The sequence below is a fragment of the Massilia sp. CT11-108 genome, from assembly GCF_047302915.1.
In the GTDB taxonomy this organism is placed as follows: domain Bacteria; phylum Pseudomonadota; class Gammaproteobacteria; order Burkholderiales; family Burkholderiaceae_D; genus Telluria; species Telluria orientalis.
The window spans coordinates 1-12,200 of sequence record NZ_JBKYMO010000145.1; the positions used below are offsets into that span (position 1 = coordinate 1).

A 12,200-nucleotide genomic window follows, 5' to 3' on the forward strand; every position below is an offset into this window, starting at 1 on the left:
TGGCTGGCGCGCCGCATCACGCGGCCGCTGGGCGACCTGGCCGATGCCGCGCAGCGCATCCGCGCGGGCGAGACGACCCCCATCGACATCCAGCGGGGCGGCTATACGGAGGTGCGCGCGCTGGCCACCACGCTGAACGCCCTGGTGGCGAACCTCGTGCGGCGCCGGCGCGCGCTGGAAGACTTGAACGCGACGCTGGAAGCGCGCGTCGACGAGCGCACGCGCGAGCTGGAACAGGCGCTGGCCAGCGTGCGCGCCAACGAGCAGCGCATCGCCACCATCATCGAGACGGCGCAGGATGCCTTCGTCGGCATCGACATGCGCGGCCGCATCTGCGACTGGAATTCGGCGGCCGAGAAGATGCTCGGCTGGTCGCGCGACGAGGCGCTGGGCCGCGTCGTCCCGGAACTCGTGATGCCGGAACGGTTCCGCGCCCATTCGCGCGAGCTGCTGCGCCACTTCCTCGAGACGGGCCAGCTGGATACGCTGGGCCAGCGCGTCGAACGCATCCTGCTGGCGCGCGATGGCCGCGAGATCCCGGTCGAGATGACCGTCGGCCTGGCCGGCACGGGCGACGGCATCTTCTTTTCCGCGTTCATGCACGACATCTCGGCGCGCAAGGAAATCGAACGGATGAAGGACGAATTCGTGTCGACCGTGTCGCACGAACTGCGCACGCCGCTGACGGCGATGTCGGCGTCGCTGGCGCTGCTGGCCGACGGCATGGCGGGCGAGCTCCCGCCCGATGCGAAAGGCCTCGTCGACGTCGCCAATGCGAGCTCGGGACGCCTCGTGCGCCTGGTCGGCGACGTGCTGGACATCCAGAAGATGGACGCCGGCAGCATGGCGTTCGAGAAGGAAGTGCAGCCGGTGCTGCCGCTGGCGGAGCATGCCGTTGCCGCGATGCAGAGCTTCGCCACGCAGTCCGGCATCGAGCTCTCGTGCGTGGCGGCGCCCGGCGCGGAAAGCGCGCGCGTGGACGTCGACCGCGACCGCCTGGCCCAGGTGCTCACGAACCTGCTGTCGAACGCGATCAAGTTTTCCGAGCCCGGATCGACCGTGCGCACGCAGGTCGAAGCGGGCGCGGAGCACGTGCGCCTCGCCGTGGCCGACGAAGGCGCCGGCATTCCGGAAGCGTTCCGCGAGCGCGTGTTCCAGCGCTTCGCCCAGGCCGACGGCGCCGATTCGCGCCGGCAGGGCGGCACGGGCCTCGGCCTGTCGATCTGCAAGACGATCGTCGAAGCCATGGGCGGGACCATCCGGTTCGACAGCGTGGAAGGTATCGGCACCACGTTCTACGTCGAGCTGCCGCTCGCGGCCTGAGCCTGCGCGCGGCCGTAGCGCCGCTCGAATTCGTCCATGGCCACTGGGCGGCCCAGCAGGTAGCCCTGCATCACGTCGCAGCCGTGCGCGGCCAGGAACGCGTGCTGCGCATCCAGTTCGACGCCTTCGGCGATCGTCGCCAGGTGCAGTTTTCTCGCCAGCGCGATGATCGCTTCGACGATCGACGACGCGTTCGGGTCGTGGTCGACGTCCTGCACGAACGAGCGGTCGATCTTCAGCGCCGCCAGCGGAAAGCGGGCCAGGTAGGCCAGCGACGAATAGCCAGTGCCGAAATCGTCCAGGGCGAAGTGCACGCCGAGCCCGCGCAGCTGCAGCATGCGGTCGACCAGGTCGTCCGGGTTGCGCGCGAACACGCTCTCCGTCAGTTCCAGCGTGAGGCGGTCGGCCCCCGCGCCCGTCGCGGCCAGCAGCGTGGCGACGGCGTGCGGGAAATCCGGGTCGCGCAACTGGTGCACGCTGACGTTCACCGCGAGCTTCAACGTGGCGAGATGCGGCGCCCGGGCCCAGCGCGCGAGCGCGTGGCAGCCCTGTTCCAGCACGTCCATCCCGAGCGCGGAGATCAGGCCGCCCGATTCGGCCGCGCCGATGAATTCGCCGGGACCCACCAGTTCATCCGTGCCCCGTTTCCAGCGCACGAGCGCCTCCGCGCCGACGAGGCTGCCGTCGTGGCCGAACTGCGGCTGGAAGTACAGCACGAACTGGCGCCGCGCGAGGCCCGTGCGCAGCGCGGCCGACAGCGCGGCCTGGCGGTCGACGGCCGCCTGCATGCCGGGGTCGAAGAAGCGCAGCGTGTTGCGGCCTTCGTCCTTGGCACGGTACATCGCGAGGTCGGCCTGGCGCAGCAGCGCGTCGATGTCGGTGGGGTGGCCGTCGAACAGGGTGGCGCCGATGCTCGGGCTGCTGGCACACTGGCGCCCGGCCAGCTCGAACGGCTCGCCCAGCACCTCCAGCACCTTGCGGCCCACGGCCTGGACTTCCGCCGTCGCCTCGGCCGGCGTGGCGCCCAGGTTTTCCAGCACGATCACGAATTCGTCGCCGCCCAGGCGTGCCAGGTGGTCGCCTTCGCGCAGCGCGCGGCGCAGGCGGCGCGCCACTTCGCGCAGCAGCAGGTCGCCCACGTCGTGGCCCATCGTGTCGTTCAGGAGCTTGAAGTTGTCGAGGTCGAGGAACAGCAGGGCACCGTGGCGGCCCGCGCGGCTGTTGCGCGCGAGGATCTGGCTCAGTTCCTCGAGCAGGAAGCGCCGGTTCGGCAGGCCCGTCAACTGGTCGAAATACGCCAGTTCGTGGATACGGCGCTCGGCCTGCTTGCGCTCCGTGAGGTCCGTGTTGGTGCCGGACAGCCGCAGCGCCTTGCCCGCGCCGTCGCGCAGGATGTAGCCGCGGCTCAGCACGGGGACGTAGTGGCCGTCGCGGTGGCGCAGGCGGAATTCCATGCTGTAGGCCTGGCGCGGGCCGGGCAGCAGTTCGTCGAGGAAGGCGACCACGCTGATGCGGTCCTCGGGATGCGTGAGGCGCACCCACGCCTCCGGATCGGCCGCCTGCTCGCCGGGCACGTAGCCGAGCATCTCCCACCAGCGCGGCGAGTAATACAGTTCGCCGGTGACGAGGTCCCAGTCCCACGGCGCATCGGTCGACCCCTGCAGCGCGAGGCGCATGCGCTCCTCGGACTTGTGGAGCGATTGTTCCGCGTCCTTGAGGGCCGTGCAGTCCGTGAAGCAGACGACGACGCGGTGGATGGCGCCACGCTCGTCGCGCTCCGGATACGCGTTGCAGATCGCCCAGCGCACGTCGCCGTGGGCCGGCCGGGACACGCCGACGACGAGGTCCGACACCTTGGCGCCCGTGCGCAGCACCGCGTTCACGGGATATTCGGAGGGCGGCATCTGCGAGCCGTCCGCGCGCACGAAATGCCAGGCGTCGCCGCCGCCTGGCGCTTCCCGCGCTTCGTACTCGGTGCGCCCGAGCAGCGCCAGCGCCTGGCGGTTGGCCGCCACCACGCGGCCCGCGCCATCGTGCATCACGACGCCGGCCGGCAGGTGGGCGAGCAGGTCGTCGAAGCGGCGCTGGGCGTCGTCCGGGACGCCGTCGGCGCGACGGGCGCTAGGCGGGTTCGCTGGCATGTGGACTTTTGGTTACGATTTCCGCGCATGCTAGCAGTTCCGGAACACCCGTGGCGCGCGCCCGGACCGTTTTTGTCGCGTCAGCCCGACGGCAGCGCGTGGTAGCGGAAATCACGCAGGCGCACGGTCCCTTTGCCCGCCGCGTACACACCCACTTTCAGGCTCAGGAAGCCGCCGAACACGTTGTGGTGGATGCCCGACACCTCCATGCGCGTGCCGTGCAGGATCCACGTCCTGCCGCCGTCGAACGAGTAGCGGAAGGTCACCACGTTCGCATCGTTCGTCAGGCGCACGCGCACGCTGGACACGGCTTGCGGCCGCCGCGCCCACGGCTGCTCCTCGGCGTACTGGTACGTCTTGATGGTGTCAGGGGTGAAGCCGATGCCGACGAACGCCTTCGGGTTGTAGTACAGGAGCAGGCCGCCTTCGGCCGGGCCGACCAGGTCGAGCGTGATCTCGGCCTCGTACGACCGGTCGCCGACGCCGCACGTGAGCGGCGTGCTGTCGGCCGGCATCGACCCCTTGCCCCGGATTTCCAGGCCGCCGTTCGCGAAGCGCACGCGCGTCATCTCGTCCGGCGCCGGGTCGTGGAACGACCACTGGACGCCGAAGCGGTCCTTCGAAAAATCGTCGGACAGCGCGAAGCCGTTCGGCCCCGCCTTGCCGCCGCGCGGCTTGTTGATTGGCTTCGAGAGGTCGCCGCCTTTCGCGCGGAACCAGCCGTCGGCCGTCCATTCCATCGGTTCGAGCAGCGTCTGGCGGCCCAGGGTGCGGTAGCCGTTCTCGTAGCCGTGGTAGATCATCCACCAGTCGCCGCCCGGTCCCTCGACGAGCGACGCGTGCCCGCGCGACCACCACGGTTCATTGGTACCGGTCGTGCGCACGAGCGGATTGTGCGGGCAGTGCTCCCACGGCCCGTCGATCGACTTCGAGCGGGCCGCGATCACCATGTGGCCCGTCACCGGACCGGCCGTGCCGCCCACCGCCGTGATCAGGTAGAAGTATTCGCCATGGCGCAGCAGCTTCGGGCCTTCCGGCGCGAAGTTCTCGGTGATCCAGTCTGCCGGATAGACCCACGGTTGATACGCCGGTTCGACGGCGCCGTCGGTCGCGAGGCCGTCGTCCGTGAGGCGGATGCGGCGGATGCCGTTGACGAACAGGTAGCGCTTGCCGTCCTCGCCCACGACGTGGCCCGGGTCGATGCAGCCCGAGATTTTCAGGTCGACCGGGTCGCTCCACGGCCCCTCGATGCGGTCGGCCCAGATGGCGTAGATCGACCACGCATTGCCGTCGGGCGCGGCCGGGATGTAGATGAAGTAGCGGCCGTCGTGCTTGCACAGGTCGAGCGCCCAGATCGTGCCCAGCGGCTTTTTCAGAGCCGGGCCGACGGGCGCCCAGTTCACGAGGTCCGTCGAATGCCAGATCACGATGCCCGGGTACGAGAAGAAGGACGAGAAGGTCATGTAATAGTCCTTGCCGTCCTTGAGGATCGTCGGATCCGGGTGGTCGCCCGCGATGATGGGGTTGACGTAGGTGCCGTCGCCGCGGTCGGCCTTGCGCTGGCCTTCGATGCCGCGGCCCCAGCCGGGGAAGGGCGACGCGCAGGCGGTCTTCGAAGCCGCCTGGGCAGGCAGGGCGATGGGGAGCGATGCGGCGCCGGCGCCGGCCAGCAGGGTCTTGAAGGCGTTGCGGCGGGATGGGTTGGTCAACTTTATCTCCGTTGAATGTTTATGTTGATTGCCAACAAGATTATATGAAAACGATTTCATAAACAAGCAACGGAGGCGTCTGGAACGGGGCGGCCGCGGCCGCCCCCTGCGGACCGTCAGGTCTTAGTTGGCGTACTGGATACCGCGGGCACCGCCGGCGATATACAGCCTGCCGTAGGTGTTCCAGTCGCCCGCGATCGCGCCGATGCCGCCGAACTGATGGTTATCGTCGTTAAAGCGGGTCCAGGTGCTGCCGGCATTGTCGGACTGCCACACCCCCCACTGGCCATTGATCACCCCGACCACGTACACCGCCGCCGAGTACGGCGCACCGACGGCGGCCTTGCCGAGCGTTACAAAGCTGGCGCCCTGCACATCCGGGTACGACCAGGTATCGTGGGTGCCCCAGATCGATGCGAAGTTGTTGATCTTGGTCCAGGTAGCGCCGGAATCGGTCGAGTGGTACACGGTATTGCCGTCCGCCAGCCAGATGTCGCCCTCGGCGTTCGGGTTCACCGTCATGGTGGTCACGCCGAAGGGATTGGCGCGCAGGTTCGCGTTCACCGAGCCCTGGCTCAGCGTGAAGGTGTGGCCGCCGTCGGTCGAGACGTAGACCTTGCCTGGCGTTCCCCACCATGCGCCGCCCGAATCGTAGGCGTAGACCTTGTTCGGGTTCTTGCGGTCCGCCGCCAGTTTGTAGCTGCGCGGGAAGCCGCTGACCGGCGCCAGTGCGGGCAGGTTGGTCGCGGTCCAGTGCGCGCCGTTATCGGTGGTGTAGGAAGGCACCGAATCGGCCGGCGCGAACACCGCCTTGTTGCGTGCGGTGACGGCGATGTTCGACGCATTGGACGTATTCGTTGCCGCGCCGGCCGGCAAGCTGGCGAACTTTGTCCACGTGCTGCCGCCGTCACCGGACGAGAAGCCGAATCCGCCGCTGTGGTCGGCGCCGGCGACGGCAATGTACTGGGAATCGGACCAGGCCATGTCAGCTGAGTTGCCGTTGCTCCAACCCGTCGCCGGGCCCCTGGTCGCCTTCGTCGCGAGGTCGGTCTGGACCCAGGTGCCGACGTCGCCCGCGCTGTTGATCAGCTTGTACGACGCGCCGGCCGGCGGCGTGACGATCGCCATGGTGACGGTTTCCTCGAGGTTGTTCACCTTCATGGTCCAGGATGGCGTCGCCGCGGAGGCGTTGGTGGTTTCCCAGATGCCGCCGCCGAACACGTACATGATGCGGTCGCGGTTGTTCGGATCGATCTCGACGTCGTCGAGCCAGCCCCAGTACTCGTTGCCCGCTGGCGTATGCGGCTTCTGCGACACGATTTCGCGCCAGGTGGCGCCATTGTCGTCGGACAGCTTCATCATGTGCTGGCCGGCCCAATCGCCCCAGGTGCCGCTCACGCTCAGCGCGATGCGGGTGTTCGCGCCGGTGCCGTGGACCGAGACGCCGCCGTAACCGCCCCAGGTGTTGGCGGTGGTGTTGAGCAGGGTCCACGTGCCGCCATGACTGTTGCCGCCGAACTTGTACAGGTAGCTCGTACCGCCGGCACCCGGGCCGGCGTCCTTGTTGAACACGACGTAGTAATAGCCGTCGGCGGAGCGCACCATGTGCGGGATGTGGTACCCGGCCACGGCAGACGGCACCGCGACCGGCGTCCAGCTACCGCCGCCGTCGCCGGTGACGTACAAGGTCGACGTCAGGCCCGCCGCGTTGGCGTAGTCCGGTGCGACCGCGGCGTACGCGATCCAGGTCCCCGTGGTGCCGCCCGTCGTCGGCGCTTCGAACACGAGATGCTCGACGCCGATCGCGCTGGAGGTCAAATGGGTGCTCGACAGCCCCGTCCTCTGGGTCCAGTTCTGCCCGCCGTCCCAGCTTTCGTACAGGCCGTCCTGGCGCGAGGCGTAGAACATCCACTGCGAATTGTTCGGGTCGACCTTCAGGCGCTCTCCGATGGCGCGGCCGGCATCGTTCCCTTTCACCACGAAAGGCACGGGGACCGAGGTCCAGTTGGTGCCGCGGTCGTTCGAGATGTACAGCCGGCCTTTGCCGCTGCAGCCAGCCACCATGTAGAGCTTCTGGTCATTGTTGGTATCGACGGCCATGCTTTCGATACAGTGGTCGCCCTGGCCGGCGCCGAAACCCACGCCGTCGGTGATCGGCGTCCACGACGACGCGGCCTGGTTCCAGCGATAGGCGCCGCCGACGTCGGTGCGGGCGTACAGCACGTTCGGGGAAGTCGGGTGATAGATCAGGCCGGTGACATAGCCGCCGCCGCCGAACTTCACGCTGTTCCAGGTGGATGCCTGGGCCGCCCGGACGTTGCTGTCCTGGCGCGCGGCCGTTAGTGTAGCCGTGCCCGGTTCGCTGCCCGATCCGCCGCAGGCCGCGACGAGCGCCGCGATGGCGATCGGCAGGATGGCGCTTCTGGTGCTGAATGCTTGCATACGTGTTTCCTCCAGAAATAGATGTGTTTGATATGTAATCTCCATCATCTGCCTGGCGGGTGTCGTCGGCCGTATCGCACCGATCCGCCGCGTCGCCTTCTTCGTGCGTCCGGACATTCTGCGAGCGGCATCAGGTGTCGTTCAATTGCGAAGATCGTCAACGCGGCGAGGAAATCGCGGAGTATCGGCGGCGAAGCGGTCGGTGAGCGATGCCAGCAGGGCGTCGGGGCGGCAAACGCTCCGGCGGCAGGTCCGCCGGCGCGTGGGCGGGATCATGCGGGGGTCTTCAGGAAGCGGCGCAGGCGTGCCAGCAATTCCTGCGGCTGGAACGGCTTGATGATGAAGTCGTTGGCGCCGGCGTCGAGGGCGCGCACGGTGTCGCGCTCCGTGTTCTTGGCGGTCAGCATGAGGACGGGGACGGCTTCCCAGCCGGCCTGCGCGCGGATCACGCCCACGATCTCGAACCCGTCCACGTACGGCAACATCACGTCCAGCAGCACGAGGTCGGGCGCGCGCTGCGACACGACGTGCCGGACGGCGGCGCGGCCGTCGGCCACGTGGATGACGCGATAACCCTGGCGCTCGAGCATGAAGCCGAGGACGTGGGCGATGTGGACATCATCCTCGACGACGAGGACGCTGGGTTGTGCGCTCATGTTGTTGGAGTCGAAAGTTGCCGTAGGGCTTCAGTATACCGGGGGCATTTAACATTCGACGCGCGATTGTGGCATGCAGGCGATCTATTCGCACCTTGATTCAGACCCCCGGGTGCGCCTGGTGACACTGGTGGTGCCCTCGATGAGAGCGGGCACGACTCGTTCAAGCGGCCTCGTGTCGCACGACTTCGATCCACTCCTTGTGCTTGTCATCGATGGACTCGCCCTTGATCCTGTCGATTTGCGAATACACGTCGTTCGCCAATTCTTGCTCCCTGATGGTTACAGGAGCAGCAATTGTCGAGCTTACGCGCACCGCAAATTTTATCGACGGTCAAAACCGGCAAGATCCACCGCCAGTATCCGAGGAGGTTCCGCCATCGTATCAAGCCGGCAGGTCGAACAGCAGGAGTTCCGCCGCCTCGGCCTTGTCGAACACGACCCGTTCCTCGCCACCGATCTTGAGCGCATCCCCATCCTTCAGCGGCACGCCGTTGACGGTGACGTCGCCGCGGATCACGTGGACGTAGGCCAGGCGCTCGCTGTCGAGCGCATGTTCGACCTTGTCGCCTTCGTCCAGGATCGCGGCATAGATCGACGCGTCCTGGTGGATCAGCACGGTGTCCTGGCGGCCGTCGCGCGAGGCGACCAGGCGCAGCTTGCCCTTCTTGCTGTCGGTCGAAAAATGCTTTTCCTCGTAGCTGGGCGGGATGCCTTTCGTGTCCGGCTCGATCCAGATCTGCAGGAAGTGCACGGGGTCCGTCTTCGACCAGTTGAACTCGCTATGGCGCACGCCGCTGCCCGCGCTCATGCGCTGCACGTCGCCGTAGTGCAGCACGGAGCCCGTGCCCATGCTGTCCTTGTGTTCCAGCGCGCCGTCCAGCACGTACGAGATGATCTCCATGTCGCGGTGGCCGTGCGTGCCGAAGCCGGCGCCCGGGGCGACGCGGTCTTCGTTGATCACCAGCAGCGGGCCGAAGCCGCTGTGGCGCGGGTCGTAATAATCGGCGAACGAAAAGCTGTGTTTGGACATCAGCCAGCCGTGCTGGGCGGCGCCCCGTTCTTCGCTCCTGCGGACTTCCATCATGATCTGCTCCTTGTGTGTTCGTGTGTCGATGGAAGCCAGTATAGGGACAGCCTGCGCCGTTGAAAAACGAGTTATTTTCCGTCTTTGCATCGAAAAATTCGATGATGGTGCCGGCCCATGCGGTACACTCCGCCCGCCCCGTGTAAAGGAATGCCATGACCCGCCCGAGCCCCGAAGTCGCCGACCTTGCCGAAGACCTGCGCAGCGCCGTGAGCGCCTTCGTGCGGTCCGTCCGCTACGACACGGACACGCCCCGTTCGGCCGGTTCGGACACGCTGGAACTGCTCGACCGTGGCGGCCCGGCGAACATTGCCGCGCTGGCCCAGGTCCGCAACGTCAAGCACCAGAGCATGCGCCTCGTGACGGCGCAGTTGGAAGAAGACGGTCTCATCGAGCGCACGCCGGACCCGCAGGACGGCCGCAGCGTGTTGTTCGCCGTCACGGCGCAGGGACGCGAGCGGCTGCGCGCCCTGCGCGCCGCGCGTGCCGCCCACATCGCGGACATCATCGCAGAGCGGCTGACACCCGGCGAATGCGCCGAGCTGCGCGCGGCCGTCCGCCTGATCGGGCGCCTGGCCGATCCGGCACGCTGAGCTTTTCCTCGATCAGCCCTGGCGCAGGCCGGCCAGCACGGCCGGCAGCGTGTTCACGCCCCAGTGCTCGGCATAGCGGCCGTCCTCGACCCGGACGATGTCGATGACGTCGATCGCCACGTCGCGGCCCGTCGCGGCGACACCGAGCAAGGTGCCCGTGTGGCGGCCGCGGATGGTCTTGCGCGACGTGACTTTCGCGCCTTCCGCCACCTGGTCATGGATCTCGACCCGCAGGTCCGACAGCGCCGGGCGCAGCACGCGGTCGAACGTTTGCCACATGCTCTCCGGGCCGTCCGCCGCGCCGGGCGGCGCCGTGCGGTTGACGAACGACGGCAGCATCAACGCCTCGAAGGCCGCGCGGTCGCCGCGCTCGATGACATCCAGGTTGAAACGGCGTACGACATCCTTCGGGTCTGCATGCGGCATGGGGATTCCTCGGTCACTGTCCGACGGTGGACGCGTCCGATAATATACAGGCTAGACTGTATAGTCAACGCTTCAACGGATCGAGCAGGCCGCGCAGGTTGTTATGGTCGATTTCGTACATGAGGGCGAGCAGCTCGCCCAGCTCGCCCTTGGGAAAGCCTTCGCGGGCGAACCAGCCCAGGTAGTGGCCGGGGAGTTCGGCGATCCTGCGGCCCTTGTACTTGCCGTAGGGCATTTCGCGGGTGAGGAGGAGAGTGAGGTGTTCGGGCTTCATGGTGGCGCCACTTTAACAAACATGGCGTAGCATGCGGTCAGGAGGACTATCGATGGCAACCGACTTCAACCTCGAACGCTTCGTGGAAGCCCAGAACGGCGTCTACGACGCGGCGCTGGCCGAGCTGCGCGCCGGCCACAAGCGCACTCACTGGATGTGGTTCATCTTTCCGCAGATCGCGGGGCTGGGCCACAGCGCGATGGCGCAGCGCTATGCGCTCCGTTCCGCCGACGAAGCCGCGGCCTACCTCGCGCATCCCGTGCTGGGCCCGCGCCTGCGCGCCTGCGCGACGGCCGTCGCCGGCCACGACGACCGCGGCGTCGACGAGATCTTCGTCCACCCGGACAACCTGAAATTCCATTCCTCGATGACCCTGTTTGCCGACGTCGCGCCCCACGAAGCGATCTTCCAGACCTGCCTGGACCAGTTCTTCGACGGCCGTCCCGACCCGGCCACGCTGGAGCGGCTGGGCTGACCGCGCGGACACCGGACGCGTCCGCGGCGGCGCCGTCGGCGTTGTTGCGTATAATCCGTGGTCAGCTTGTCTACCAACCACACAACAACACACATGGCTTCATCTCCAGACAATATCAGCATGGCGGTGTTCTGCGACTTCGAAAACGTCGCACTCGGCGTGCGCGATGCGAATTACGAGAAGTTCGACATCAAGCCCGTCCTCGAACGCCTGCTGCTCAAGGGCAGCATCGTGGTCAAGAAATCCTATTGCGACTGGGATCGCTACAAGGGCTTCAAGGCGACGATGCATGAAGCGAACTTCGAACTGATCGAAATCCCCCACGTGCGCCAGTCGGGCAAGAATTCCGCCGACATCCGCATGGTCGTGGACGCGCTCGACCTGTGCTACACGAAATCGCACGTGAACACGTTCGTGATCGTGTCGGGCGACTCGGACTTCTCGCCGCTCGTCTCCAAGCTGCGCGAAAACGCGAAACGGGTGATCGGCGTCGGCGTCAAGCAGTCGACGTCGGACCTGCTGGTCGCCAACTGCGACGAATTCATCTTCTACGACGACCTCGTGCGCGAACAGCGCCGCGCCGCCGCCAAGCGCGACGAGCGCAAGGCCCAGCCGCAGCAGGGCCGCCGTCCGTCGGACGAGAACAACCGTAAGCGCGAAGACATGGAAGCGCGCAAGCTGCAGGCGCTCGAGATGGTCGTCGAGACCTTCGACGCGCTCGTCTCGGAACGCGGCGACACCGGCAAGATCTGGGCCTCGCTGCTGAAGGACACGCTGAAGCGCCGCCGTCCGGACTTCTCCGAGACCTATTACGGCTTCCGCACGTTCGGCAACCTGCTGGAAGAGGCGCAGACGCGCGGCCTGTTCGAATTCGGCCGCGACGAAAAATCCGGCACCTATGTCTTCCGCGGCGCCAACGCCCAGGTCGACCTGCAGCCGGTCGACGCCGCGCCGGTGGAGCCGGCCGTCGAGCAGCCGCAGGTGATGGACGAGCCGGCGGTCCAGGAAACCGGCGACGAACTGGCCGCCGAAACCCTGGGCGAGCAGCCGACGGAAGACATAGGTGCCGGATTT

11 protein-coding genes are annotated in these 12,200 nt (G+C 67.2%); 4 read left to right on the forward strand and 7 right to left on the reverse strand.

Features of this window, described 5'->3' with window-relative positions; translation table 11 throughout:
* On the forward strand, positions 1 to 1,323 hold a 1,323-nt coding region (locus tag ACEN88_RS13755; protein ID WP_413340370.1), incomplete at its 5' end, for an ATP-binding protein.
* Here ACEN88_RS13755 and ACEN88_RS13760 read toward each other — a convergent pair.
* From ACEN88_RS13760 to ACEN88_RS13780, 5 genes are all read right to left on the reverse strand, one after another.
* Positions 1,296 to 3,464: an EAL domain-containing protein gene (locus tag ACEN88_RS13760; RefSeq protein ID WP_413340372.1), complete on the reverse strand. Its 2,169-nt coding sequence runs from the start codon at positions 3,462 to 3,464 to the stop codon at positions 1,296 to 1,298. The two genes, ACEN88_RS13755 and ACEN88_RS13760, sit on opposite strands and share 28 nt — an antisense overlap.
* 80 nt (positions 3,465 to 3,544) lie before the next feature.
* Positions 3,545 to 5,173 carry a family 43 glycosylhydrolase gene (locus tag ACEN88_RS13765; RefSeq protein WP_413340373.1) on the reverse strand — a complete coding sequence of 543 codons (1,629 nt, stop codon included), beginning with the start codon at positions 5,171 to 5,173 and terminating at the stop codon, positions 3,545 to 3,547.
* Between the two features lie 123 nt (positions 5,174 to 5,296).
* On the reverse strand, positions 5,297 to 7,615 hold the full coding sequence (locus tag ACEN88_RS13770) for a dockerin (RefSeq protein ID WP_413340375.1): 2,319 nt from the start codon (positions 7,613 to 7,615) through the stop codon (positions 5,297 to 5,299).
* A gap of 272 nt (positions 7,616 to 7,887) precedes the next feature.
* The gene (locus tag ACEN88_RS13775; RefSeq protein WP_413340377.1) at positions 7,888 to 8,271 is read right to left on the reverse strand and encodes a response regulator transcription factor; all 384 of its coding nucleotides are present in this window, start codon (positions 8,269 to 8,271) and stop codon (positions 7,888 to 7,890) included.
* A gap of 385 nt (positions 8,272 to 8,656) precedes the next feature.
* Complete coding sequence (locus tag ACEN88_RS13780; protein WP_413340379.1) at positions 8,657 to 9,358, reverse strand: pirin family protein; 702 nt, start codon at positions 9,356 to 9,358, stop codon at positions 8,657 to 8,659.
* 155 nt (positions 9,359 to 9,513) lie between these two features.
* Between ACEN88_RS13780 and ACEN88_RS13785 the strand changes: the two genes are divergently transcribed.
* On the forward strand, positions 9,514 to 9,951 hold the full coding sequence (locus ACEN88_RS13785) for a MarR family winged helix-turn-helix transcriptional regulator (protein WP_413340381.1): 438 nt from the start codon (positions 9,514 to 9,516) through the stop codon (positions 9,949 to 9,951).
* Positions 9,952 to 9,963: 12 nt separating this feature from the next.
* Here ACEN88_RS13785 and ACEN88_RS13790 read toward each other — a convergent pair whose 3' ends face one another.
* Positions 9,964 to 10,377 carry an ester cyclase gene (locus ACEN88_RS13790; protein WP_413340383.1) on the reverse strand — a complete coding sequence of 138 codons (414 nt, stop codon included), beginning with the start codon at positions 10,375 to 10,377 and terminating at the stop codon, positions 9,964 to 9,966.
* A gap of 64 nt (positions 10,378 to 10,441) precedes the next feature.
* Complete coding sequence (locus ACEN88_RS13795; protein ID WP_413340385.1) at positions 10,442 to 10,651, reverse strand: DUF3820 family protein; 210 nt, start codon at positions 10,649 to 10,651, stop codon at positions 10,442 to 10,444.
* Positions 10,652 to 10,703: 52 nt separating this feature from the next.
* Between ACEN88_RS13795 and ACEN88_RS13800 the strand changes: the two genes are divergently transcribed.
* Together ACEN88_RS13800 and ACEN88_RS13805 are read left to right on the forward strand one after the other, a co-directional pair.
* The gene (locus ACEN88_RS13800) at positions 10,704 to 11,126 is read left to right on the forward strand and encodes a DUF1810 domain-containing protein (protein WP_413340386.1); all 423 of its coding nucleotides are present in this window, start codon (positions 10,704 to 10,706) and stop codon (positions 11,124 to 11,126) included.
* 93 nt (positions 11,127 to 11,219) lie between these two features.
* Positions 11,220 to 12,200 (forward strand): NYN domain-containing protein (locus tag ACEN88_RS13805; protein WP_413340388.1); only part of this gene is annotated, 981 nt, incomplete at its 3' end.